23 protein-coding genes are annotated in these 23,756 nt (G+C 53.6%); 15 read left to right on the forward strand and 8 right to left on the reverse strand.

Going from position 1 to position 23,756, the window contains the following annotated elements; translation table 11 throughout:
- Nucleotides 1–12: 12 nt before the first annotated feature.
- Nucleotides 13–645, reverse strand: a complete 633-nt coding sequence (locus SH678x_RS09310; RefSeq protein WP_496922628.1) for a response regulator — start codon at nt 643–645, stop codon at nt 13–15.
- A 646-nt stretch (nt 646–1,291) separates the two neighbouring features.
- On the opposite strand from SH678x_RS09310, the gene SH678x_RS09315 reads away from it, so the two are divergent.
- From SH678x_RS09315 to SH678x_RS09335, 5 genes are all read left to right on the forward strand, one after another.
- Entirely contained in the window at nt 1,292–2,140 is an 849-nt protein-coding gene (locus SH678x_RS09315) for a sugar phosphate isomerase/epimerase family protein (protein ID WP_496922629.1), read from the forward strand.
- 33 nt (nt 2,141–2,173) lie between these two features.
- Nucleotides 2,174–2,608, forward strand: coding sequence for an alternative ribosome rescue aminoacyl-tRNA hydrolase ArfB (gene arfB / locus SH678x_RS09320; protein ID WP_496922630.1), 435 nt, complete (start codon nt 2,174–2,176; stop codon nt 2,606–2,608).
- A gap of 341 nt (nt 2,609–2,949) precedes the next feature.
- Complete coding sequence (locus SH678x_RS09325; protein ID WP_496922631.1) at nt 2,950–3,414, forward strand: hemerythrin domain-containing protein; 465 nt, start codon at nt 2,950–2,952, stop codon at nt 3,412–3,414.
- Between the two features lie 123 nt (nt 3,415–3,537).
- On the forward strand, nt 3,538–4,278 hold the full coding sequence (locus SH678x_RS09330) for a UvrB/UvrC motif-containing protein (protein WP_496922632.1): 741 nt from the start codon (nt 3,538–3,540) through the stop codon (nt 4,276–4,278).
- 272 nt (nt 4,279–4,550) lie between these two features.
- The gene (locus tag SH678x_RS09335) at nt 4,551–4,868 is read left to right on the forward strand and encodes a carbon storage regulator (RefSeq protein WP_496922633.1); all 318 of its coding nucleotides are present in this window, start codon (nt 4,551–4,553) and stop codon (nt 4,866–4,868) included.
- 5 nt (nt 4,869–4,873) lie between these two features.
- On the opposite strand, the gene SH678x_RS09340 is transcribed toward SH678x_RS09335, so the two are convergent.
- Together SH678x_RS09340 and SH678x_RS09345 are read right to left on the reverse strand one after the other, a co-directional pair.
- Nucleotides 4,874–6,982: an esterase/lipase family protein gene (locus SH678x_RS09340; protein WP_496922634.1), complete on the reverse strand. Its 2,109-nt coding sequence runs from the start codon at nt 6,980–6,982 to the stop codon at nt 4,874–4,876.
- Between the two features lie 369 nt (nt 6,983–7,351).
- The gene (locus SH678x_RS09345; protein WP_496922635.1) at nt 7,352–7,657 is read right to left on the reverse strand and encodes a carbon storage regulator; all 306 of its coding nucleotides are present in this window, start codon (nt 7,655–7,657) and stop codon (nt 7,352–7,354) included.
- 705 nt (nt 7,658–8,362) lie between these two features.
- Here SH678x_RS09345 and SH678x_RS09350 point away from each other — a divergent pair.
- The 7 genes from SH678x_RS09350 to SH678x_RS09380 all read left to right on the forward strand — a co-directional run bounded on the left by SH678x_RS09350 (nt 8,363) and on the right by SH678x_RS09380 (nt 14,303).
- On the forward strand, nt 8,363–9,016 hold the full coding sequence (locus tag SH678x_RS09350) for a hypothetical protein (RefSeq protein ID WP_496922636.1): 654 nt from the start codon (nt 8,363–8,365) through the stop codon (nt 9,014–9,016).
- Between the two features lie 346 nt (nt 9,017–9,362).
- Nucleotides 9,363–9,521, forward strand: a complete 159-nt coding sequence (locus SH678x_RS09355) for a hypothetical protein (RefSeq protein WP_496922637.1) — start codon at nt 9,363–9,365, stop codon at nt 9,519–9,521.
- 412 nt (nt 9,522–9,933) lie between these two features.
- Nucleotides 9,934–11,043 (forward strand): M24 family metallopeptidase, encoded by a 1,110-nt coding sequence (locus SH678x_RS09360; protein WP_496922638.1) that lies wholly within the window; start codon nt 9,934–9,936, stop codon nt 11,041–11,043.
- 89 nt (nt 11,044–11,132) lie between these two features.
- On the forward strand, nt 11,133–11,927 hold the full coding sequence (locus SH678x_RS09365; protein WP_496922639.1) for a tyrosine-protein phosphatase: 795 nt from the start codon (nt 11,133–11,135) through the stop codon (nt 11,925–11,927).
- Nucleotides 11,927–12,727 (forward strand): hypothetical protein, encoded by an 801-nt coding sequence (locus SH678x_RS09370; RefSeq protein ID WP_496922640.1) that lies wholly within the window; start codon nt 11,927–11,929, stop codon nt 12,725–12,727. Before SH678x_RS09365 ends, SH678x_RS09370 begins: the two co-directional genes overlap by 1 nt.
- Nucleotides 12,728–13,011: 284 nt before the next feature.
- Complete coding sequence (locus SH678x_RS09375) at nt 13,012–13,560, forward strand: hypothetical protein (protein ID WP_496922641.1); 549 nt, start codon at nt 13,012–13,014, stop codon at nt 13,558–13,560.
- Nucleotides 13,561–13,730: 170 nt separating this feature from the next.
- Nucleotides 13,731–14,303 carry a carboxypeptidase-like regulatory domain-containing protein gene (locus tag SH678x_RS09380; RefSeq protein ID WP_496922642.1) on the forward strand — a complete coding sequence of 191 codons (573 nt, stop codon included), beginning with the start codon at nt 13,731–13,733 and terminating at the stop codon, nt 14,301–14,303.
- A gap of 721 nt (nt 14,304–15,024) precedes the next feature.
- On the opposite strand, the gene SH678x_RS09385 is transcribed toward SH678x_RS09380, so the two are convergent.
- Nucleotides 15,025–15,639 carry a hypothetical protein gene (locus tag SH678x_RS09385; RefSeq protein WP_496922643.1) on the reverse strand — a complete coding sequence of 205 codons (615 nt, stop codon included), beginning with the start codon at nt 15,637–15,639 and terminating at the stop codon, nt 15,025–15,027.
- Between the two features lie 179 nt (nt 15,640–15,818).
- Here SH678x_RS09385 and SH678x_RS09390 point away from each other — a divergent pair, with 179 nt between their 5' ends.
- Together SH678x_RS09390 and SH678x_RS09395 are read left to right on the forward strand one after the other, a co-directional pair.
- Nucleotides 15,819–16,868 (forward strand): FemAB family XrtA/PEP-CTERM system-associated protein, encoded by a 1,050-nt coding sequence (locus tag SH678x_RS09390; RefSeq protein ID WP_496922644.1) that lies wholly within the window; start codon nt 15,819–15,821, stop codon nt 16,866–16,868.
- A 165-nt stretch (nt 16,869–17,033) separates the two neighbouring features.
- A complete protein-coding gene (locus tag SH678x_RS09395; RefSeq protein WP_496922645.1) occupies nt 17,034–18,677 on the forward strand; it encodes a phosphodiester glycosidase family protein in 1,644 nt (547 codons plus the stop codon).
- Here SH678x_RS09395 and SH678x_RS09400 read toward each other — a convergent pair.
- On the reverse strand, nt 18,658–19,890 hold the full coding sequence (locus tag SH678x_RS09400; RefSeq protein ID WP_496922646.1) for an alpha/beta hydrolase fold domain-containing protein: 1,233 nt from the start codon (nt 19,888–19,890) through the stop codon (nt 18,658–18,660). The genes SH678x_RS09395 and SH678x_RS09400 overlap by 20 nt on opposite strands.
- A gap of 146 nt (nt 19,891–20,036) precedes the next feature.
- On the opposite strand from SH678x_RS09400, the gene SH678x_RS09405 reads away from it, so the two are divergent.
- Nucleotides 20,037–20,240: a hypothetical protein gene (locus tag SH678x_RS09405; RefSeq protein WP_496922647.1), complete on the forward strand. Its 204-nt coding sequence runs from the start codon at nt 20,037–20,039 to the stop codon at nt 20,238–20,240.
- Nucleotides 20,241–20,251: 11 nt separating this feature from the next.
- Here the strand turns inward: SH678x_RS09405 and SH678x_RS09410 are convergent, their stop codons facing one another.
- From SH678x_RS09410 to SH678x_RS09420, 3 genes are all read right to left on the reverse strand, one after another.
- Nucleotides 20,252–21,022, reverse strand: a complete 771-nt coding sequence (locus SH678x_RS09410) for a 3-keto-disaccharide hydrolase (RefSeq protein ID WP_496922648.1) — start codon at nt 21,020–21,022, stop codon at nt 20,252–20,254.
- A 148-nt stretch (nt 21,023–21,170) separates the two neighbouring features.
- A complete protein-coding gene (locus SH678x_RS09415) occupies nt 21,171–21,653 on the reverse strand; it encodes a PA2169 family four-helix-bundle protein (protein WP_496922649.1) in 483 nt (160 codons plus the stop codon).
- Nucleotides 21,654–21,890: 237 nt separating this feature from the next.
- Nucleotides 21,891–23,756: a polysaccharide biosynthesis protein gene (locus tag SH678x_RS09420; protein ID WP_496922650.1), complete on the reverse strand. Its 1,866-nt coding sequence runs from the start codon at nt 23,754–23,756 to the stop codon at nt 21,891–21,893.

A 23,756-nucleotide genomic window follows, 5' to 3' on the forward strand; every position in this document is an offset into this window, starting at 1 on the left:
CGGCAAATCTGTCTAAACCAAGCCCTTCCGCACGGCCCAGACCGCCGCCTGCGTGCGGTCCGAAACTCCAAGCTTACGCAACACGTGTTGGACGTGCTCTTTCACTGTTTCGTAGCTAATCGACAAAGCTTGGGCAATTTCTTTGTTACTTAGCCCCAAAGCGAGTTGTTTGAGGACCTCGCTTTCGCGTTTCGTGAGCGGTACTTCGAGATCGTTGGTCGGGCGTGAATTCGTGAGAGGCCCTGAAACACGGCGGAGGTTCTCCCGATTCCAGAGTGTCACGCCGGTGGCCACTTGTTGAACCGCGGAAATTAATTCCGCTTGCGAGGCACTCTTAACCAAGTAGCCCGCCGCCCCGAGAGCGACCGCGCGAGCAATGTATGTCGGATTATCATGGGCCGTGAAAATTACGACCGGAATATCCGGCATTTCGGCCTTGAGTTTTGACAGGCACGCCATGCCATCGGATTCGGGCATGCGCACGTCGAGAAGTACTACGTCGGGCCGATGTTGTTGTGCCATCTGGAGCGCTTGTGCTCCATCACATGCTTCGGCGACCACAGTGATGTCGCTTTCGCGAACCATCGACGCAACACCTGCCCGAACGACCGCGTGGTCGTCGGCAACTAGCAGGCGAATCGGCATTGCACACTCCTGGCTGTCAGTCCGATGAATTCATCGGGGCTTAGGTAATTCGATAACAGATACCAAGGGCTCTTCAACACATGCGGAGGATTTCTAAGTAATCATTGCGCATAGTTGCGCATACTTCTCTCAAACCCCTTCACTGTCACGTTAAATTACCCTGGCAACTGTGAGCATCGAGCAAACGATGCTGCAACAATCGATTCCCTGCCAAGAATGATCATTCGATAGCTGTAGGCAAGACGCAAATCTTGTCTCTAAAACCTATCGATGATTAATTAATCAACCCGAAGTCAACGCAAACGACTCATTCGTTAGCTGACTCCAAGGCTTCAACTTGTTGCTTTAACTTACCAACAGAAAACCACAAACAACAGCCTTATTTCAATTCCTGACTCTACGAGAAAAAGTTGATAATAGCAAAGAAAATCCCGTAGAATTCGCAATAGCTGGATAAGTTCGCGCGCTAATATGATGGCACTGCTGCCGACCAAAAATTGCTCCAGTTCAAGCTTTACACCAAATCAACAATCCACCATACTCAGCCCCCTACCCGCTGAGAAACGCCATTTTTAGGGCCTCTCGCAAGGTCTGCCGGTTAAGGCTGGTCGTTTTTCGATTCGCTTCTCGGAGCACACGGTGTTTTATGGATTTGAGCAGTGTTGCCGCTTGTCCCAAGTTATCGATGAGCGAGGTGACCACTTTCCGTTGGTCCTTCGAGCAGGATGTTTTCAACTATGCAGCGGCGGGCTACGAAGCGATCGGCGTATGGCGGCAAAAGTTAGCCGATTTTGGCGAGGAAGCCGGTGTTGATCTGCTCGCCGACAGCGGCCTGCGTGTCTCGCATTTGCTGTGGGCAGGGGGATTCACAGGGAGCGATGGCCGCACCTGGGACGAATCCATCGACGACGCCTGCCAAGCCATCCGGCTTGCCGGGGCGATGAATGCGGGTTGTTTGGTTGTTTATCCGGGTGGCCGCAATAATCACATTTACCGCCATGCCGAACGATTGTTTCGCGTGGCGCTTGATACGCTGCTCTCATTAGCTGAGGCCGCGGATGTGACTTTGGCAATCGAGCCGATGCACCCCGCCTGTGCTCGGGACTGGACGTTTCTGACCGACATCGAGTCGACTCTGGCCCTGATCGAAAATATCAATTCTCCGAATCTCAAGCTGGTTTTTGATACTTATCACTTCGGCCATGATCGGGCCATTTTGTCGAATCTTCGAGAGCTCGTGCCCTACTTGGCTCTTGTCCAGCTAGGTGATCGTCGTGTTCCCCACGGAGTCGATCAGCAGCGTTGCCCGCTCGGCGAAGGCAAAATTCCCTTGCGAAAAACCATCCTCGGTTTGCGCGAAGCTGGCTATAATGGCGATTTCGACGTTGAGCTTTCAGGCGTTGGTTTCGAAATGGGAAGCTACCATCGGCTACTTGCCGATTGCCGCCAGCAGTTTGAAGCGATGATGCCCGCCTTGAGCAAGTCGATTTCATAAGCACGGCGGCATTGCCGTCCCAACGGTATTGCCATGTCGCGCTCACTAGTCATCAATTCGCAGATTGTCATTCCCAGTTCGGAATTGATAGCGTCGTTTGCCCGTAGCTCGGGGCCCGGCGGGCAGAACGTCAACAAGGTCAACAGCAAGGCCCAAGTACGCTGGAACCTGCGTGCTTCGGACGCGTTGCCTGCGGAAGTGAAGGTCCGTTTCGAGGCCTATTTCCCCACGCGGATCAATCAAGCCGGGGAAGTGATGCTCAGCAGCGACAAATATCGCGACCAAGGGCGCAACCTCTCGGATTGTTACGAAAAGTTGCGTCAACTCATTCAGGCGGCTTTGATCGTGCCACGCAAACGCAAAAAATCACGTCCCACGCGAAGTTCGATCGAAGAGCGGTTAACTGAGAAGCGTCAAAAATCCGTTCAAAAAACTCAACGCAAGTTCCGTCCTTCTGACGAGAATTGAACACAATCGCCGCAAGTGCTTATCTGGCTGGCAGTTCGGGATTGGCTTCTGAAAAAGCTAAACTTGAATAGCACCAGGTAATTGCTTGTTTCGCAACTCGCGCGGTAAAATACAAGGCCTTCTCAAAGAGGCGACAGCGAATCTACACATCGCTGGTTGCGACTCCCAGGCAACTGCAGAACAAGTTTCCTCATTCACAAAGGAGCATGGTAACAAGTGACGGCTTGCCGCCAGACGACTCTTCGTCTGTCACTGCTTCAGCGATCACGACAACATTTCTAAGATCGATGTTACAGCGATGAGAAAGAATTCTCATCACGCAATGAATGGAGGATGTTCACATGCAAACCTTCGATATAAAATCCCAAGCCAATGCGGCGTGTCTCGAACACGAAATTCTTAACCATGTAAAACAAGCCTTGCGGGTGACGTTGGGCTGGAAAGTCCCTCCCGAGGGCATTTCTCGTAAGCTGTCCAGCGTACAGTTCACGCTCAAATCGTTTCAGCGCCATCTTGAGCGTTTGATGAACATCGAAGAGCAAGACGGCTACATGGTTTACGTGGAAGAAATCAAGCCCAACATGCACTTTCGTGTTGATCGCTTGGAACACGACCACAGCCGCTTCCGCCGAGTAATGGATAATCTGCTTCCCAAAGTCGATTCTTTAAGCGAATACGATGAAGACGAAATCCAGACTGTTTGCGAAGAAATCTATGCCTTGTTGGAACGCGTCGATCATCACGACAAAGAGGAAATCGCGCTGCTGCAAGACTCGATGTGGTTAGATGAAGGGGGCGAAGGCTGAAGGTGTCCATAATCTGCACCTTGCTGGCAACGTTTTCCACGAGAATATTCGCCACGAGTGGCAGCTTTAGGGTAAAATTCAATGTGACTTGATTCTCATTGAACGCTGCTTAACAATCCACTCATGGCTCGACGCATTCAACACCTCGACAATTACTTTGCCGATTGGCCTTTTGTGCCCGGCCAAGTCTTGGTGCGTGAAGTCAAAGGTTCCGATGGCCGGCCCGTATTACAGATGCGGGTCGACATGGGCATTGTCCAGATGGAGGAGACAGGTCGTCCCGACGGTGTCATGCCCGAAGGGTTTGAAACCTTTTACGACTACATGCTCTCGTTATCTTTCGCCGAGGGCCCAGCCTTTCAGCTTGATGGTCAGCGGTGCAACGAAATCGACCGCGAGTTTTACCAGTTCTATCACCGCCGCGTTTGCTGGTTGACTCTCAACCGCTACGCCGAGGCGATCAGCGATGCCGACCACACGCTCTCATTGATGGATTTCAGTGCCGCTTATGCCCCCGATCCCCAGTGGGCCATGATGCACGAACAGTATCGGCCGTTCGTGATGTTCCATCGCATTCAGGCCTTGGCGCTCGTGGAATTGGAAAAATCCAATCCCCGTGGCGCAGTGGAAGCTGTCGATGCTGGGCTGACTTCGTTGCGAAACTTGTTTGAATCGCAAGAAGCTTTAGAACAATACGAAGAAGATACCTTCGTTGAGAAATTGCGCGAGATGCGAGACTCGATCGCCAAGCACTACGAGATCGGCCCCTCGCTTGCTGAACAATTAGCTCAAGCGATCGCGACCGAGCAGTATGAGCTGGCCGCCAAACTCCGTGATCGCATGGATCACGAACCACAAAATTAGGGCCTTCTGGTTTTCGCCGTGTCACTGCGAATCTTGGTCGTCCGACGGCAAACATTACTTTTTACAATGCTGTCAGTCTAAAGCTTCAATATCGCCAATGTTCAACGATAGCTAGCAGTCGATGAATTGCCGAGAAATCGCGATTTTCTGGGCTTGACGAAATCTCGCCGCACCATTGGCATGCGCTGTGCGTAGTATCGATGCGTGTCTTAAACGACACCAACTTTTCTAAACGGAACGGAAGCTCATCTTACTAACGCAGGGAGTGTGTCATGTTAGTTCTCACCAGAAAGCAAAGCGAAACCATTCAAATCGGCGACTCGATCACCATCACCGTCTTGCGGATGAAGGGCAAGGCTGTGCGGATCGGCATTCAAGCTCCGCACGATTACAACGTCATTCGTGGTGAACTGGCGTTCGACTTGGCGAATGAAGCAGCCGGCGAAGGTGATACTGCTAAAGAAGATGGCGTGCCGACTTTGAAGCACAAGTCACGCATTCGTGAAAATCGGAATGACTCGTGGTCAACAGAGGCAAAGACCACTTTGGAATCGGTTGTCGGTTCCGCGGCTGGGGCTTGGAGTATCTAACGCAACTATCGTGCGATGGTTTCTGATGGTTCTCGAGCCACATCAACTTGATCATGTGGCACAAATTCATGTTGAGTGGGCAAAGGTGCCTCGGAATCGGTGAAGTAATCGGGTTCGACTTCCATGTGTCGTGGAGGAATGCCAACTTGGAGAACTTCGCCGTTTCCGTAACCACGGAGTTCGGCGACTTGCTGTAACAAGAGGCGGCGAACTTCGAGAATGCTTTGAGGATGGCGGTGTACCATACTATGATCCGCGGCCACCACGATCTGTGATTCGGCATCGTCGAGCTTGGCACTTTCGAGTGTTACCACACCATCTCCCTTGCCACTGGAGAAGAGAGTAATAATTCCTTTGTCGGGAATCTCGCCAATGATGTTGTTATATTTTACCCAAGGACCGTGATGGGCGGTTAGCAGCACGGGGAGAAAAGGGGAGTTCGGTGCTAACGAATCGATGCTCGTGCTAATGTCGAGTGGCGCATCAGGCCGGAAAAAGTCGGGATTGCGGGCGATCAATTGATGCCGGCCTTGGATCATCTTGGCTGGCACTTGAATAAGCTTACGACCTAACCACCGCGTCGTGTCGTTGGAAAATTCGCTGCCCCGATGGGGCGTGCCAATTGTGATCACCCTTCTTACTGACGGATTCGGATCAAAGAAGTACGTTTGCGCAAGACCATCACGCAGATCATCATCGGCGGAGAGTTCGGAAAAGGGCTTATCGCTGAGCGTCGCCCAAAATTCATTACCGCTGTCAACCGTCTGCAGTTTCGAAACCAGGCCACCCATACTGTGTCCCACTAGCACGGTCTGATCCAGTGCGGGACAAGTTCCCGCGGGGTCAAGTTTTTGCCGTACTTTGGCTAAGTCGGTCCGCATTTGCGCGGCGCTGATCCAAAAGGGTTGACCGCTCGGGTAAAGGTAAAACCAGAACTGATAGTGATCGCGAATTTGCGGATCGCTGCGTAAGTCATTGAACATTTCCATCCAAGTCACGGGGCTTGACCACAAGCCGTGGACCATCACGACTGGCACCTTGCCCGGTTGGAAAGGCTCGAGCATATACAGCCCCTGCTCTTTGGCAACTTTCTCGGGCTTGAGTAAGCCCAACGTTGAGAGTCGCGTATCGTCGAGCGCTGGCTGACTTAAAGTGTGTGCCAGTGGGGTACTGAGATCGGTTTCGAGCGGCACGACTCGATTGGCGACGGTGACCCTAGGTTCGTCGAGTGGATCATGTAGCTCCAAGACGGCCGTTTCTACGTTACTATTTCCACTAGCTTCGAGGTTAACTCTCATAAAAGCCGTGACAGGAAACGACAAATCACGCGGATAGAATTCCTCGCGCGGGTCCTCACCCTCATGACACTTGCGAACGGCGATCAAGGGTACGCCCAATCCGAAGTTGTGATAATGGTTCCTAAGACCATGAACTTCGTAATCAGAGACGAACTCAAAGTGATCGATGTCTTCGTCATGCCAGCCTTCGCTATTGAGCACGACTTCAATTTGACAATCGCTGTTGGCTGTTTTAATCGTTCGCATGGTCCCCGGACTCAGAGCGTCGCGGTTCTGCACGATCCGTAAACATCCTTCAAGTGCCGCATTGTAGAGGTCACAGGCTCGCCTAAATTCGGGGTCGTAGGGATTGCAGGCTGCACCATATTTGGTGTCAAACAAATAGCGGTAGGAGTGAAGCACCGCCGAGCTATAGAGTTCCACCGCCTGACCTTGCCGCATGGACCGTTCCGCCTGCTTCGCGCCGACGTAGGCCAGTTCAGCTTGCGCGTAAGCGTGCTCGCGATTCGGGCTTTGTTCGTCTATCTTGCTGAGTTCGGCCAGCAGCTCGTTACGATCTTCCTTAAGCGCACTTTCAAGGTTGTAGCGCCGCAGCAACTGGATGGTGCGTTCGGTCGGTTTGGCACCTTGTTTAGTCAGTAAACCAAGCGATTGGGTGAGCGGATTCTTCGGCGTGGAACGCAGTGCTACCCATTTGTTCGTGGAACTAGCGCAGCCCGTCAGCAAGGTTCCACAGATCAGCGCAATGAATAACGTCCGCGCAAGGTTAGCACGTACGCCGAGCTTCAAGGACTGATGGGGAAAAGATTGCCGCAACGCACTATCCCTGCGTGGTTGGCTGGTGACCAAGAAAAACAGTGGCGAAGAGTAGAAAACGCACCTTGAGCTGGCAAGCTCAGGCGGTTTTGCTAGCACGCTGCTGGCCTGTTGTCGGTCGGAGCGAAAACTTAAACGCTGCAAAGAACTTAAGCGTAGCAAAGCTTCAACGGGCGCATAGAAAAAGCCGCCCGCGGATCAGCACGAGACTGTCATAACCGACCAGTCTCGGCGTCCAGCACACCAAGTTAGCCTCTTGTGAATGGGGATCTTAGGCAACAGCAACTTGGTTGGGCGGCTTCGTGGGTTTCAATTGTGCGTCTGGCCCCCTGACGTTCCCCCTGTCCAAAACAGTCTCTCTCACTCAACTCAAACAGTTTCCGCGTGATCGAGTTGGAGTTCATGTTGTTTGACGGCTTCAGCGAGGAGACCTTCCACGACGGCAGCTTGAGATTCGCTCATAATGACGGTGTCGGTCGTCGATTGATTCAGGACACCTTCATCGAGCACGTCACCGGCATCACCGGCCTCAAACAATTCACCGCGGAGAATCCGGACGTTTTTGGGAGCACAAACGGCTAATGTCACTCTATTTCCGGCGACCCGGCGCACCTCAACGAAGATATCTTCGCCAATGTGAATACGTTCGCCCATCTTACGGCTTAAAACGAGCATCCTTACTTCCTCCTACGAAAAGCTGATGTGTTATCGGCGTGACTCTCTTTTGAGAGGTGCCCTCGCGTGTTGCGATGACTGTAATACGGCAACGCCTATGCCAAGGATGAGATATTGTCTTTCCAAAGCCGCTGGCAAGTTGTAAGTCTCGATAAATTAACGTTTTACGTCTTGCGATATCTGGGGGCGATAGTAGCTAGCGAGCGTCGTCTGTCAGAAAATCCATCCCACTTTGAGACGTCTGTCCGGAATTGGGACGATTCGACCCATAAAATCTCTCCACTCGCCCTAGCCGGAGGACCACGTCCTCCGGGCCTTCTTATACGCGATGCCATGGCCGGCAACGCTGTCGAAGCATCGCCCTACGACACTGAGCCGCAACGCGATAGCGTCGGGTGACCATAGGTAACGGCACGAATTCCAATCACCCGAGACCATTAAAAAATCCTGTCGCGCCTTCCGCTCAAATACAAATTCAACAATTTCAAAACACGTTCTAAAGCAAAATATGCACGTGGCATGCAGCTTTGGCTGCCACTCTGGAATCACGGCAATCAGTGATCTCGTCGAAAATCTCTATTCGGCCAAGCCGGCTGCTATCGCTCTAGTGTTAAAACACGTTGTCACAAGATCTTAACTTGCAATTGGCCGCGCATAGGAAGAAAATGGCGGGCGAGGCAAATTTTCTTCTGAGGAACAAATTCGATGAGCGGTCGCGTCGCTATTCTGTTGGTCTTGTTATTCTGCCCCAACAGCTTTGCTGAGGAGACGGTGGAGATACCACTGAGCGAGATATGGGGCATTAACTTACGTGAAACGAAGGCAGCTTCGAGTATTGAGCCAAAGCATGACAGCAAGAATGTTTGGACTTCGCTGACATATCAAATTCACAGGTCTCTCTCAGCTAAAAGACTGCCAAACAACAAAGCCTTGCGTCCCGGCTTTGCTGTACTTGGTGAAGGTCGCGAAGCGTTGGAGCAGGTCCATGCCGTACTTGTGGAAGATCAACCTCACCAGGATTCCTTTCCTGAGGGAAGTGAAATCTCGGCCGTTTTTTTTACCCACACCATTGGTTTTATGCAGTTGAGACGAGTCGAGCGATCAGATACTACGATCACCATCGAATATTGTTTAGGACCTCCCAAAAGTAGGCCGCTAGTCTCGCCGAAGGTGGCAATCATTCCTCTCGGAAAATTAATTACCGGTAAGTATCAGGTGAAAATTGTAGGCTTTACGAAAAAGACGAACTCAGTTGTAGACGATTGCGAGCCGGTCTTGGATGAGAGAGCAAAAATGCTTATCTGCCAGCCGTTCGATTTTTCGGTCGTGGAAAATATGTCGAGCAATAAGAATTCTTGAACTATTGGTTGTAAAAATAGGAGTTTACCATGAGCCGGCATTTGTTTTTTCCTTTACTTGCCGGGTGCCACTGCTAGCTTGCCTAGCAGTGTCTTCCACGACACCTGCCAAACTCTTAGCACTTAGTGCGGTGTGACATCGACAAGGCCTACAAAAACTCACTTGGCAGCCGGGCTAGCTCAGGTTATCGAGCAGAAACGTGTGCCCCATCACGGCGTGCCACGTAATGCCAATCGGTGATTGTTTCACAAAGCCCGTCTCGTTGGTTGACGTATGCTCATGAGGACAGAATAGACATCCGCCACGGACAACATTTCACCGGAATTTCTGGCCGAAGAAAGAGTTCATGAAGACACTGCTGGGCAAGCCAGCGGTGGCACCCAACTCGGCGACCGCCAAACGCATTCCTGCTTTTGCTCACTGCCATGATGTTCGTCCGTGCAACTCGATTCATCAGCATTCATTAGCGTCCATCAGCGGTTACTCAATCTTCTCCGGTCACTAACGTTCACGGCTCGCCAAGTCTATTCGTGCGATTCGTTTTATTCGTGGTTACTCCTACGCGACTTCTCCGTTTTGGCCACTCAATCGGGTATAATAACTTCACCCTGGCCAGGAATGGCATGCTGTCAAGCAGAGAGGCGCTGTCAACCACAGATTTGGCCAGCCCCGTCTGAAAAAAAATCAATTCGCGGAAACGTGAATAGAGGTGGAAAAGTTGGACAAGTTGACCAAGTTGACCAAGTTGGAAGTCTTGAAATGAGAAAATCAGAGGTTCGAGAAGTGATACTTATGGTAGTGGCATCGCGCTCATAAATCGCGATAATGACGAATCGGCGAAGTGGCTGAGTCCCGAGGGGATTTTGGGCCAGCATCGCTCTGACTTGCCCTCCCCTTGGAATCACGGAACAGAATTGATGGCTAGCGATCCTTATGAAGTCGATGTGGCTGGTTGCCGCTCCCGCCAACAACGGTTGTTGGCCGAAATGGAACTGCAAGGTTGGGAGTGGGTGTTGCTCACCCGCTCCGAGACCGTGCAGTGGCTCACAGGCGCTTATGTCGGGCCGCTTTTTTCGCCGGCAGCTGCGATGGATCGCAACGGCAAAGTGACTTTGGTCCTCCCGGCACGAAAGAAGGATATCCTCGTGGCCGCGGATGAAGTGCTAGCCTACGAGGAAAAATGGCATTCCACCTTACGCGACGAACAACGTGTTGCTAGCAACGCGGTGTTGCTACAAGCACTGCCGAAGACTCTCAAGCACGTCGGCGGGGAATGGACGAGCCTTGGCCCCGATGTAATGGCGGCTTGCGACGGTGAAATCGCGAATATCGAGTCCACGATCTTTCGCCTTCGCCGTAAAAAGGAACCCGATGAATTGCGGATGCTCAAACGGGCCAACGACGCGAATCGCGTGATGTATGCCCTGGCCCGCGAGATTGTTAAGCCGGGCGTCAACGAGATCGATGTTTATAACGCCCTGCATGCAGCGGCCGTCACTGAACTGGGTGAGCCGCTGACTTACTTCGGCCAGGATTTTCGGAGCAATGCCCGTGGCGGTGCGCCACGGAATCGGCGGGTTGAAGCTGGCGAGCTCTACATCTTCGATCTCGGTGTTGGCTTTCGAGGTTTCTACAGCGACAACGCCAGGACGATTGCCGTGGGAGGATCTCCGACGGAGAAGCAGCAGCAAGCCTGGCAAGCTGTGATCGAAGTGCTAGAGCTGGTGCGGTCCTTTGTAAAACCGGGAGCCAGTTGCCTGCAACTCTTCCAGCAAGTGCAAGCAATGCTGGATAAACGGTTGCCGTGGGTATTCAACCATCATCTGGGACATGGCGTGGGTCTCGCACCGCAGGAAGGTCCCCATCTGAACCCTTACTGGGACGACACTTTTGAAGAGGGGGACTATTTTACGGCCGAGCCAGGGCTTTATCACGAAGAATTGCACAATGGAGTACGGCTGGAAGAGAATTATGTCGTAACAGCTACGGGCGTGGAAAAAGTGACCGATTACCCGCTTAAACTCTGATTTTGACCTGCCTTGACCGCTTGGGTCGCGATTTCTATTCTCCAGCCGCTCTTATCCGACCCCTTCTTCTGCTTGCAGCGGAGCTCGCTATGCAAGGTAGCTTTGCCGATATCCATTGTCATCTTCTCCCGGGAATTGACGATGGTTCGCCCGATCTGGAAACGTCACTCGCGATGGCGCGGATGGCCGTCGACGACGGAATTCACACGATGATTATGACGCCGCACCAACTGGGCAACTTTGCGCACAACCACGGCGATGAAATCCGCGCTCGCACTTTAGAGTTTCAGCAATTTCTCGATGCCCACCATATTCCGCTGGAAGTTCTCCCCGGTGGTGACGTGCGGATCGAAGACGGCATGATCGAAAAGCTTGTCAGCGGCGAAGTGATGACGCTCGGCGATCATGGTCTGCATGTGTTGCTGGAATTGCCTCACGAACTGTATTTTCCAATCGAGGGCGTGCTCGCTGCACTCGAACGTCACGGCATGACGGGCATTCTCTCGCACCCTGAACGGAATCAGGGCATCATGCGAGATGTGAGCATGCTGGAACCGCTGGTCGAATGCGGCTGCCTGATGCAGGTGACCGCCGGCAGTTTGATGGGCACATTTGGTTCACGCAGCCAAGAGCTTGCCGAGTGGATGCTTGAGCACGGTTTGGTCCATTTCCTCGCCACCGATGCCCATGGCATAAAATCTCGTCGTCCGCTGATTCACCGGGCTTACGATCGCGTGGCCGAATTGGTGGGTGAAGATACCGCTGCCGACCTTTGTTCGATCAATCCCGAATTGGTCGCGCTTGGTAAATCGGTCGCTGGTGGTGTTCGCGTGCGACAACGTCGTGGTTGGTCAGGCTTCTTCTCATCAAAGAAAGTGGGCTGATGAGCCTGTTGTCACGCCGGACATTTCTGGCCGCCGGAGGTACTGCGCTCTTTGCGCATTGGCTCGGCCAAAATTCCTGCCGCGCCTCAACGGTTTGGCAGGACTCGCGTTCGCACGGGCCGTTTCAGCTTCAAGCGAGCTTCCCACTGGGCGATTTGACGCCGTTGTTTGAAGAACTCTCCGCCTTGGAGTTGGAACTCCAACGGACTCTGGCTGTTCCTACCGCACAACAGCAGATTGATGTGTATCTGGTCAACGACCAACGAATGCACAAGGAACTCCTTAAACAGCTCTATCCGAACGTGCCTTATCGCCGGGCCTTGTATGTCCAGCGTGGTAAACAGGCTGCCGTGTACGCTTATCGGCATCCTGAACTACCCGTTGACTTGCGGCACGAATGCACCCATTCCTTGCTGCATGCGAGCTTGCCCATGGTTCCGTTGTGGTTGGACGAGGGTTTGGCTGAGTACTTCGAAGTTCCAGCACCACAACGAGCATTTGAGAATCCACACCACGCCAAGATTCGTTGGCACCAACGGTTTGGCATGATTCGCAGCATCGAGTCTTTGGAAGAATGCGGTGATCTTTCGCAAATGGGTTCCGTCGAATACCGCTTCTCCTGGGCCTGGGTTCATTTCATGCTGCACGGGCCGTTGCCAGCACATCGCGAATTGGTGCATTTCCTGGCTGACATCCAACGGGGCAATCCTCCCGGTGTGCTATCACAGAGGCTGCGCGGCGCATTGCCCCAACTCGACAATCAGTTCGTGGCTCATTTCAAATCATGGTCTCGCTCGTAGCATTTATGGTTTGGTTATCTGCTTTACGTAAGCTTCTCGCATGTCATCATTTGCCAAATTACATAAACTTTATGGCCTAATCTGCTGGTAATGGCAGCAATGATGTCGGCCGCAATGTTTATGCAGTTTTTGCGATTTGTAACTTGAGCCAATTTGTTTTTTGACCGATACCCCCCGTATCTGTGTCATTTCCGGCTCGACATTTGTCCGTTGAGCCGCCGAGGTGATCCGCTTTGTTGGTGCAATTCAGGGGCCAACGAGCGCTTGTCTGAGAGGGTGGATATATGAAGACGAATTCGATCAAAATATTGGTCGTTGTCCTGTGGTGCATGGGGTTTCATAGTGCATCGCTGGTCAACGCCGAGACCATACTGCCGCGATCGGTCGACGTTGCTTTACAAGGCAATGGCGTGTTGATCGGGCAGGTCGTGAATGCCGAAGGCCAAGCCATGACGGGCGTTCCCGTAGTTTTAACCTCACGTGGCAAGGAAGTTGCTCGCTGCCAGACAGGCAAAGAGGGCGTTTTCCAGGTTGCGGGGTTGAAGGGAGGCACGTTCGAGGTGGCCGCCGTTGGGATTGAAGGTTCGTGTCGGGTTTGGGCACCGGGCACGGCACCTCCTGCTGCCCAGCAAGGATTGCTGGTCGTGGCTGCAGGTGACGTTGTGCGGGGCCAGCACATGGGCGGTCCAGTGCGAAGTGGACGAGTTCAGGGGCATGGAGGTGGTTTGCTAGCGTTGATGATTGATCATCCGCTTGTGACTGGTGCAGCCGTTGGTGCGGCCATTGCCATCCCCATTGCTTTGTCGAATTCTGGTTCGCCTTCGTCGCCTTAATAAAACACTGAAGTCGCCAGACTGCTTGCTGAGTTCGTTGCATGGTTGCCCTTTGCGTGGAGGGGAAGAATCGCTACGATTCGCCGCTCTGCAAAAAGGGAGGTATAGGGATTATTGAATTGATGGACCTTCCTCATCCAAACGGTTGGGGGCAGAAATGGAGTTCTTTCATGTCGAAATATTTTTCTAAGTCCTTGCAGCGAGGCGTGACGTGGGTCGCCGCCGCTGCCATTGTGACTCAGCCTCAGTTGATTTTGGCGGCTGAAGTGAATCAACCAGTTGTCGCTCGATCAGCCTCCGTCGCGGTCGCTCCACAGGACGTCGCTTTAGCCGATGGTGGTGTGTTGATCGGCCAAGTCGTCGATACCGCCGGCAAGCCTCAAGCGATGACTCCTGTTTCGTTGTCGACCGGTGGCAAGGAAATTGCTCGTGTCACGACCGATGCGAAAGGCGAATTTCGTGTTGCCAGCCTCAAGGGTGGCGTTTATCAAGTTTCGACCAAGGGCAACTCGAGCGTCTATCGCTTTTGGGCCCCACAAACGGCTCCTCCTTCATCGCTAAGTGGTTTGAACATGGTGTCTGGTGACTCCGTAGTTCGCGGCCAAATGGGTGGTGGACCCCTGGCTTCGGCCGGCCAATGGATTGCCGAGCATCCGATCATCACCGCCGGTGCGATTGCGACCGCGATTGCCGTTCCTCTGGCATTGGATGATGACGACGATAATCCCCCAGCGAGCCCCTAATTCGCTCGGATCAATCGAATAACATTACGACCACGCGACAGAACTTGTCGCGTGGTTTTTTTGTTTGTGACGCGCCAAAGGACAGGGCAGAAATGTTACTGACCTCCGGCCTCGCGCGTCGTCGTGCTCAACTTGGCAAACCTTGCCAAGTTGATTTCTGTTGGCGCCCCTCGTTTTTCTCGGGAAAAGCGTCAATTCTTCCAACTTGTCCAACTTGGCAGACTTTTCTGCGCACTTCGAAATGAATTGTGTTTTTTTCATCGTGTTTGTCGTGTGTCTAGACCTTCGGCGTTGCCAGGACTAAGGGTGTAAAGCTTCTGTCCCTCGGAATGGGTGTGAATTAAGTAGGCCGGAACGAGTTATACGAAGTTCCGGCATGGTAGCGGTGCTGGTCGTACATTGTCGGAACTGCGCACCGCTTGTTCCGGCCTACAAAGTGCTAGGTTGTACTCGCTCCGCGTTGCTTCGCAACACGTCGCGGCTAACGATAAGACCCCATTGTCGTGATTTTGGAGCGTGATGCCACCACGATTTTTGGCCATCAAGAATTTTCACGCTGAGACGCGGAGGGAAACCACGAATCAAACGAATTGCACGAATTGAATAGGCGAGCCGTGAGCGTCAGCGACCGGAGAAGAAAGAGTAACCGCTGATGGACGCTGTTCAACGCGGAAGAAGGATTTGTATTGCGACGACACTCTGTTTGTAAAAATTTGTCCAGTTACTTGACTTCAAACTGAAAGGATTTACAGACACGCTTGGCTTCGGGGATCACTACACTGTAATCGCCCGCTCGTAGCTTCCCGAGAGGTATCAATGCGAAGTGAGGGATCGTTAGCATTGTATGAAATGGTCCTTCGGGCACCTCGAATTGCACATTGATGCGATTACCTTCAATCGTAACGGGTTTCAAATTGAATACGTCATAGCTACCGGTAAAAAGCACAAGCGTCAGATCATTTTCTGTCGAGAACGATTTTTTTGCTTCGAGCCCATCGCACAAAATCATCTTGGCAGTCAGCAGGGCGGTCTTGTCGGGGCCACCAACCACGAATCCGGGTGGCATTGGGTCTCTCTCGGTGCGACTGAGGTTTATGTGGATCGCTTGGCTGGGCTGTGCTTCGACCCACTTTCGTATGGCCCAACGCACTTGCTTGTCGTTCGTATCTTTAGCCAGACTCATTATGTCGCTGGTGGGGAACAATTCGCCCGCGTTTTTTGTTCCTTTGATGTTCTGCCCCCACATTTCGGAGAGGGGTATCTCGACAATTTCTTCTCCGAAGCCGATCGAGCAACAGCAAACCAGCGCCACCACACCCATCAATCGAATAAACATTCCAAGCCTCCTTCTATCCCGCCCCGTATTCTCTTGCTAGAGGTGGCCAAATGCAAGAAGGAAAGGTTTGAGCGCGACCAGCGGCCGCGGCTTTGCAAGAATTTTTTGGGGCATTCTCTTCCGCAATCACTTATAATGTGGCCATGCTCAGCGCTCCTGTAATCGACATACAATTCGCCATGAGACCTGAAGTCAGAGTCGTCATGGCGAGCGATATTCACGCGCGGCTCTCTGCTTGGCAAACGTTCGTGGCACGCCAAAGCGAGTTTCCGCTGCATGCTGATCCCATGTGGCTGTTGGTCCTAGCCGAAGGTCGCGGTCACGTGCCGTATTGCGTGGAAGCGGTTAGTGCCGGTGAAACTGTCGGAGTATTGCCGTTGGCCTTAGTGACGAGCCCCTTCTTTGGACGATTTTTGGTGAGCCTGCCACACCTGAGTGGTGGTGGTGTTTGCTGCGATGATCTCGACACCTCTTTATTGCTGGTCGACAAAGCGATTGAACTCGCGGACGCGCTCGACGTCGATTTTTTGGAATTGCGAAACGAGCGCTTGCTACCGCACACACAACTTCAACACGTGGTGACCGATAAAGCCCATATGCGGCTAGCGTTGCCGTCGGATGAGGGTCAGTTGTGGGATCAGTTGCGGGGCAAGGTCCGCAATCAGGTGCGCAAGGCCGAACAGTTTCATTTTCATGCCACTTGGGGGGGAAGGGAATTGCTCGGCGAATTCTATTCGCTCTACACGCGGCGGATGCGTGACCTGGGTTCACCGACCGACGGCAAGATTTTGTTCGATCAGATTTTGAAGGGTTTCCCGTGCCAAGCGGAATTGCTAGTGGTACGCCAACAGAATCGCCCGGTTGCCACAGCGATGTTATTGCACGGTCAGGGAACCACTGAAATTCATCGTAGTGCCACAATCGTGGATCTGCGCTCGACGGCTCTGAACACGTGGATGCATTGGCAATGTTTGATGCGTACTCTGGAGCGAGGGAATCACCAGTTCGATTTCGGTCGTCCGACGGTGGGGACGAGCGTTTACACTTTTAAGAAGCGATTCGGCGCGACGGCTCATCCCGCGGCAGTCCAACATTATATCCGCCGTGGTTCGCCGGGCGATCTCCGCCGCAATGACGGCAAGTTCAAACTCTCCATCAAGCTGTGGAGTTGCTTGCCACTCGGTGTCACTCGTTGGTTGGGCCCGCTGATTGCCAACGGGATGCCCTAGGTTGGTCGCGCAGCGAGCAGCTTTCTCGGCGCTCATCACGCCAATGCGCACACTTTTGGCGCGCCTCCGCAGGGCTTGTTGCACAGCGACATTCATCGTTTAAGGTGAGACAAACGCTGCAAGTAAGCGGCGTACCGACTTTTCCACCTGGAGTTTTAAGGAACGATGATTAGTCGCTCGCGTTGGTTGCACGCACTCGCCATTTCCTGTTTCTCGTCACTTCTTCTGTCGGCTCATTTGCTCTCTGCGGCGGCGATTCCCGCTTACTTGCAGGGGATCACGCAGACGTCTTCGCCGTTTATCGGAATCACGCACTATCAGATTGTGCAGTCGTGGAACGATCCGCTGCCAAATCCGTTCACGCGGGAACTGGCGGTTCACATCGTGGAGATCGATCCCGCGGCGCCGGGGATCGCCTTTTTGGGAACCCCCGGCAATGGTGCGGAGTCGAATGAATACACACGAATGACGACCGGCGCGTTCGTGAACAACAACGATCTGGCCGTCGGAATCAACGGCGATTTTTATGACACAAGCACCGGCATCACGACCAATGTGAATGGCCTCGGCATGAGCAACGGCGAAGTTGTTTCGGAACCGGGCACGGGCGGTTCGCGGAATTCGCTCGTCGTTGATCAATTCAATCTAGCAAGGATTGTGACGCGCGGGACAGTCCGCGCCGATACATGGAATGCTGTCAGTGGAAATCAGCGGATGTTGGAAAACGGCGCGATCGTCACACCCAACGATAGTTACACAACGACATTGAATCCGCACACGGCCGTCGGGGTCGACGCAGATAACGGTCACGTTTTCTTTATGGTGGTCGATGGACGGCAGACAGATTTCTCGGAGGGAATGCGAACCGACGAGATGGCGCAATTGTTTCTTGACTTTGGGGTCGACAATGCGATCAACCTGGACGGTGGTGGAAGCAGCACGCTGGTGTTTGCCGACGGAGTGGGCGGATCAGCACGCACGGTCAATAGTCCCAGCGACGGCGCGTCGACCTATGCCCCTGGTTCGCAGCGTGCGGTGGGTAATCACTTCGGCGTGTATGGCATTCCAAATCCTGATTACGTGAGACTTGCCACGCCGCCCCGCCCTTCCGCTCCAGGCAGCGAGCCATTCGTTCCGGAATTGACAATTCTGGATGGCTTCGACGGCAATGAAGGTCGGTTCACGGCCCCACCATCTGGTGGCAGCGGCTCGACGACCGGCATCACCGCCGCAAGCACGGCTGTTTACACGACAGAAGAAGCTCACATGGGCGAGGGAAGCCAAAAAATTACTTTGATTCGCAACACGTCCACTGCTGTTTCGCGTTTGCGGCATTTGTCGGGGGGTGGCAGTCCCGTGAACAATCGAATCAATGTCGATGGCACGCCGTCGGCCTTGGCACCGTATGGATTTATTGGCTTCTTCATGAAGACGACACAGGACGACCTGAGCGTTTATATGGGCTTGGATGACGGCACGGCCACCACGACTGCCCTGGAACGCAGCACCGCCACGCCGGTGATCGCCGATGGTGAATGGCATCTCTACGAATGGGATCTTTCTGACCCCGATGTGTGGAGCAACTTTGCCAACGGGAATGGCACGATGGGCGGTCCCAACGCCTACTTGGATTCAATTTTTGTCGAATCGGGCAGTTCGACGTTGGGCGACACGTTTACGTTTTACCTTGATACCGTGGCGTACAATCCCAACGGCAGCTTGGCAGCCTTGATCACTGTGCCCGAGCCGATGACGCTGGTGATGTTGTTGCCGTTAGTTGGTGTGATGATTAGACGACGTGTGGTCTGATATTTCGCAGCGCTAAGCCGTAAGCGGCGAAGAGGAGTAGCACTGTGGCCGAGGGTTCGGGGAGTTGCAACGCTGAAATGGTATCAGAACCCTCGCCATAGTGCTCGTGCCAGAGGGCGAGATCGGCTTCGTTGACGAGCCCATCGTGGTTGCCATCGGCTCCCGAGCCCTGAGGGTTGGCGGACGAACCAAACTGCCGTTGCCAGAGCAGGAAATCGCGGCCGTTGACCGCCCCATTGCGGTCGAAGTCTCCGGCTGGCTGAAAGAGTTGCTCGGATAAAAACGCAATGGCCTCGGCATTGACGGTAGCCGTTTGAGTGCCAAAGCCGTGCCCTGCCCCGATGACGACACGCATCACGTGGTCGATGTTTTGTTCGGTCAAAGCCGTTTCCAGGCGAAAGCTTTGCTTGAGAGGCACCGTGGTATCTTGATCGCCATGGGCGATGAAAATCGGCGGGTCCGCGGCATCGATGTGCGTGATCGGATTGACCAAAGTGGCGAGCGCGGCCTTTTCGGGAAATGGTGCAGTTGGGTTGGTGAGATTGGCGCGCAGTACGCCGATGCCTTCTCCAGGATCAGCGAAGCCGATAAGTTTGGACTCCGCGGAGTTTGGCGTGTCATGACTTGCTCCACCCGGTGGTGTTGTGATGTCGAGCGTCATGTTGACGATGTCGGTTGGCCCAAAATAGTCGACAGCCGTTTGGAGTGCGCTCGATTGCTCGAGATTGCCGCCGGTTGTCCCTTCCAACTCTGCAACGCCCCCACTCGTGGCGAGCAGCGTCGTCAGATGGCCACCGGCTGAGCTGCCCCAAGCCGCGAAGCGCGAAGCATCGAGGCTGTAGTCGTCGGCGTGGGCGCGTAGATAGCGCACGGCCCCTTTGACGTCGTGAATCTGAGCGGGGAAGATCGCGGCGCCGCTGAGGCGATACTGGACCGATGCCACGGCGAATCCGGCGTCGAGCATGGCCTGCAAACCGGGAGGCGGATTGTTATAGGTGCCGCTTTGCCAGCCGCCGCCGTGGATCCATATGACTAGGGGGGCCCGTTCGGCTTCGCCCGTTGCCAGCCAGAGGTCCATGCTCAAGGTCTGCGTGCCGCCGGCATCGAGGGGGACCGTGGCGTACTCGATGTTATTGAAATTGGGCGTTTGAGCGTGAGTGAAAGCCGAGGCCAGGAAGGAGAAGCACAGAAAGTAGGCCGAAATTTTAGGCATGCTGTTTTAACACGGTAGAATGTTAAAAGTTTCGCGTGGGATTTTACTCTCACAATTTTACTGCCCGCTGCTGATTTGATTGATGTTGGGGGGCTCGACGGGCTGTTATAATGGCACACAGACTCCGGTGGCCACAAGGTTTTTCTATGTCCGATACGCAGCATGCTCAATTGATTGCCTGGCTTGAAGATCAGGGGCATACGCCCGCGGAGATTGAGAAAATCTTGGCGAAGGTGGCGGAGTATGATGCCCAAACACTGCATGAATCGATCTTCGATTCGATCAGCTCGGGGACGATTGATATCGAGCAGCTTGTCCGCGAAGCGTTGGACAAAGAGCTCGAAGCTTGATTCTTTTCAGGTTATAACTTCTTCAAGCGGATGTCGCGAAACTCCACCGGGTGGCCTTCTGACTGCAAGGAAATTGTTCCGCCCGTAAGCATTTTATCCGTGCCGGCTTCTAGCAGCTTCTTGGCGTTGGCATCCTTTTCGTCGAGCTGAGGCTCGCTGTATTCCATGACCGTTTCGCCATTGATCTTGTGCCGGATCACGCTGCCACCGTGCACTTCGATCTCGCCTTTGACCCATTGATCGCCGTGAAAAGTTTTGCTCGTGCTGTTGGTGCAATGAGGTGTGTGGAGCTTGCCGTTCATCACGACGTGCGTGCCCGGCGTGCAAAGGTTGGCGGTCGAACGTGGCTGCTTGCCGTCGCCCGCTAAGTATTGTACTTCAATCGACACGGGAAAATCTTGGTCAAGGTCCATCGACTCGGGCGTTTGGCCGTGGATCATCACACCACTGTTGCGTAACGCCCACTCCGGCGCATTGGGAGCTTGCTCGCCGACGATGCGATATTCAAACTGCAAGAGGTAATCGGAAAACGGCTCTTTGTAGAACAGATGCCCAAAGCGGTCGTTGAAATCGCCGTCGTATCTGTCATAGGAGACGACGATAGCGTTGTCTTTGACGCGGAAGGTATCGGCAAAGTTGTCGCCCGCTTTGTGGCCAGCAATTTTGGGCGTCCAGCCGGTGAGATCTTGCCCGTTGAAAAGCTCGACCCATTCGTCATCGGCACAGGCAAATGAACCACAAATCAAGAGCATACACACGAAGAGAGTGGTGCGAAGCAGCATTCGGACCTCGACTGAAGGTTTAGAAAAGTCAGGTCCAGTATAGAAATTGGATGGCTCCACTGCAAAAGGCAAAAAAGAGCCCTCCTCCGACCTGTGATCGGAGGAGGGCCAGGGCACTACGTCGCCAGACGTACTTTCCTTACCCAAACTACGAGGCGGCATTCTCCGCATCACGGAGATCGCGAACCACATCGTGAGCCGCCTTAATCTTCACGTATTGATGTTGAAGAACATCGTGCACCGCCGATCCGGCCGACTCGGTGAGAACATCCTCATACATATGCTTAATATGGTCTTCGCCACGCTCGGCTTCGTTCAAAACAGCTTTCGCGTCGTTGGAGCTTAAGGCGGTTTTGAGATCCATCCACGTGCGATGCAGCACTGCCATCACGCTGCCGTCTTCAACGGGGGCTTTGCCGTTGAGCTGCACGAATTGTTTTAGTTCAGCAGCGTTATTTAGGCGTTCGTCCGCAAACTGCCGGAAGATACGACGCAAGGCAACGTCTTCCACTTGCTCGGCTGCGTCACGAAAACCGTTTTCACTATCAATATTGACCCGCAAGAGGTCCTGCAACTTGTCGATCGTTTCCGAAGGCAAATTGCGTGTCGATTCAGGAGTTAAAATGGACATGTTTGTTCCTTTCAGACGAGTACTGTCCCTTGATACCGTACTGAAGAAATGCAAGATGCGTGCCAACAGTGAGCTGACAATCCAATAGTGCCCGAGAAATGGCTATTTCCAGCGACTAACGCGAATTTCCGCCATTGGCAGGTCAAGAAGATAGCAGTGCGATGGCAAATCGCCTGCCATGTTGTTTGCCAGCGAACCAAGAGCAATGGCGGTTCAAAAGACAGTGCGCGGCTTGAACTAAGCAGCGAGCTTGATTTTGACCGCTTCCTCGGCGACCGCGGGACGCATCACTGGAATGATTTCCGCGAGAGCTGCCCGCACGACATCGTTGGGTTCTTCGAGGAGATCGCTCAACTCGTTGATGTCGTGCAAGACTTCGATCAGACGGCGCGGCTGCCCCACCGCCGTCATGATCTTGTCATGATTGGTGGGGAGATGTTGCTCGTGATCGCTGTAAAGTTCTTCGTACAGCTTTTCACCGGGACGCAAGCCAGTGATGGCAATCTCGATATCTTCGTCGACGCGCAAACCAGAAAGTTGAATCATGTCGCGGGCAAGATCCATGATTTTCACGGGCTCGCCCATATCGAGCACGAAGATTTCGCTGCCGCGGCCCATCGCGCCGGCTTGGATCACCAACTGTGCGGCTTCGGGGATTAGCATGAAGTAGCGGACCATGTCGGGATGGGTAATCGTGACAGGACCGCCGCGGGCGATCTGTTCGCGGAAGATCGGAACAACGCTTCCCGCGGAATCGAGCACGTTGCCGAATCGGACCGTCACCAGCCGACATGGCGACGTGCTAGACTTCGCTTCTACATATTGTTCGGCGAGCCGCTTGCAGGAACCCATCACGCTGGTGGGATTCACGGCCTTGTCGGTTGAGATCATCACAAAACTTTCGGCGTGAAATTCCTCGGCCAAGTCGACGACATTCTTGGTGGCAAGCACGATATTCTTGATCGCTTCGCCGGGATGAGCTTCCATCAACGGCACGTGCTTGTAAGCCGCAGCGTGAAAAATGATCTGAGGTTGGTGATGCTTGAAGACCGTGTGCAGACGCTCGCGGTCAGTGAGATCGGCCATCGCGACTTCGACTTCAATATGCGGCGCGAGTTGGCGCAATTCGCGTTCGAGAAAGAATTGGCCCGTTTCCGAGCGGTCGACCAGCACGATCTTTTCGGGAGCGAGTTCCAAGACCTGGCGGCAAATTTCCGAACCGATGCTCCCTGCACTGCCGGTGACCAGCACGACCTTACCTGAAAGCCAATCGTGAATGCGGTCGATATCGAGTTGCACGGAAGGACGGCGCAACAAGTCGGTGATTGCGACCGAGCGTGGATTCACGTCGACACGCTCGCGAACCAATTGCTCATAACTGGGGAGAACCTTGACGCGGAAGCCACTCACAGCAGCGAGGTCTAAAAGATTTCGCACTGCTTTGCCGGACAGCGTACCACTAGTGATAAAGACTTCGTCGATGGAGTTTCTATTCACGAGTTCCGAAATTTCGCTTTGATTTCCCAGCACGGGAACGCCCGCGATCCGGCGGCCCTGGAATTGCGGGCGATCGTCGACAAATCCGATGACTTGGTACTGAAGCGTGGCACTCGTGCGCACGGAACGCAACAGGGCCTCACCGGCATCGTTGGCGCCAACGATCAGAACTTTGGCACCACGTGGCATTTGGAACGGTTTCCACTGAAAGTCACGAATCAAGCGGGGAGTCATTCGCACCCCGGCCAGCAGCATCAATGTCACACCCCAGTCCAGCAGGATGACGCTACGGGGTATGACCACAGATGTAAAAAGCATCGCATCGACTAATGTAATTGCTACCGTGGAGAGCGTGACCGTGCGCAAGAGTAGGAGCATGTCGTTGAAGCTGACGTAGCGCGCGCAGTCCTGGTGGAGGCGGGCGTGGAGAATTACTCCCATTTTTATGGCCACGATCCAAAACAGCGTCGAAATGAAAACCGTTCCTGCGTTGGCGGTGGGATGACCGTCGAAGCGCAACAAGAAGGCGATGTAATAAGCGGCTAAACAGGGTAATGCCAGCAGGAGCAAAACAGTGATTAGCCTTTGAATATGTTGAGATCCCAT

The sequence above is a fragment of the Bythopirellula superficialaquae genome (assembly GCF_059632245.1).

Coding starts and splice junctions, on each gene's coding strand:
- SH678x_RS09310 (WP_496922628.1), bottom strand. CDS start 645: ATGCCGATTCGCCTGCTAGTTGCCGACGACCACGCGGTCGTTCGGGCA.
- SH678x_RS09315 (WP_496922629.1), top strand. CDS start 1,292: ATGGATTTGAGCAGTGTTGCCGCTTGTCCCAAGTTATCGATGAGCGAG.
- arfB (WP_496922630.1), top strand. CDS start 2,174: ATGTCGCGCTCACTAGTCATCAATTCGCAGATTGTCATTCCCAGTTCG.
- SH678x_RS09325 (WP_496922631.1), top strand. CDS start 2,950: ATGCAAACCTTCGATATAAAATCCCAAGCCAATGCGGCGTGTCTCGAA.
- SH678x_RS09330 (WP_496922632.1), top strand. CDS start 3,538: ATGGCTCGACGCATTCAACACCTCGACAATTACTTTGCCGATTGGCCT.
- SH678x_RS09335 (WP_496922633.1), top strand. CDS start 4,551: ATGTTAGTTCTCACCAGAAAGCAAAGCGAAACCATTCAAATCGGCGAC.
- SH678x_RS09345 (WP_496922635.1), bottom strand. CDS start 7,657: ATGCTCGTTTTAAGCCGTAAGATGGGCGAACGTATTCACATTGGCGAA.
- SH678x_RS09350 (WP_496922636.1), top strand. CDS start 8,363: ATGAGCGGTCGCGTCGCTATTCTGTTGGTCTTGTTATTCTGCCCCAAC.
- SH678x_RS09355 (WP_496922637.1), top strand. CDS start 9,363: ATGAAGACACTGCTGGGCAAGCCAGCGGTGGCACCCAACTCGGCGACC.
- SH678x_RS09360 (WP_496922638.1), top strand. CDS start 9,934: ATGGCTAGCGATCCTTATGAAGTCGATGTGGCTGGTTGCCGCTCCCGC.
- SH678x_RS09365 (WP_496922639.1), top strand. CDS start 11,133: ATGCAAGGTAGCTTTGCCGATATCCATTGTCATCTTCTCCCGGGAATT.
- SH678x_RS09370 (WP_496922640.1), top strand. CDS start 11,927: ATGAGCCTGTTGTCACGCCGGACATTTCTGGCCGCCGGAGGTACTGCG.
- SH678x_RS09375 (WP_496922641.1), top strand. CDS start 13,012: ATGAAGACGAATTCGATCAAAATATTGGTCGTTGTCCTGTGGTGCATG.
- SH678x_RS09380 (WP_496922642.1), top strand. CDS start 13,731: ATGTCGAAATATTTTTCTAAGTCCTTGCAGCGAGGCGTGACGTGGGTC.
- SH678x_RS09385 (WP_496922643.1), bottom strand. CDS start 15,639: ATGTTTATTCGATTGATGGGTGTGGTGGCGCTGGTTTGCTGTTGCTCG.
- SH678x_RS09390 (WP_496922644.1), top strand. CDS start 15,819: ATGAGACCTGAAGTCAGAGTCGTCATGGCGAGCGATATTCACGCGCGG.
- SH678x_RS09395 (WP_496922645.1), top strand. CDS start 17,034: ATGATTAGTCGCTCGCGTTGGTTGCACGCACTCGCCATTTCCTGTTTC.
- SH678x_RS09400 (WP_496922646.1), bottom strand. CDS start 19,890: ATGCCTAAAATTTCGGCCTACTTTCTGTGCTTCTCCTTCCTGGCCTCG.
- SH678x_RS09405 (WP_496922647.1), top strand. CDS start 20,037: ATGTCCGATACGCAGCATGCTCAATTGATTGCCTGGCTTGAAGATCAG.
- SH678x_RS09410 (WP_496922648.1), bottom strand. CDS start 21,022: ATGCTGCTTCGCACCACTCTCTTCGTGTGTATGCTCTTGATTTGTGGT.
- SH678x_RS09415 (WP_496922649.1), bottom strand. CDS start 21,653: ATGTCCATTTTAACTCCTGAATCGACACGCAATTTGCCTTCGGAAACG.
- SH678x_RS09420 (WP_496922650.1), bottom strand. CDS start 23,756: ATGGGATCTCAACATATTCAAAGGCTAATCACTGTTTTGCTCCTGCTG.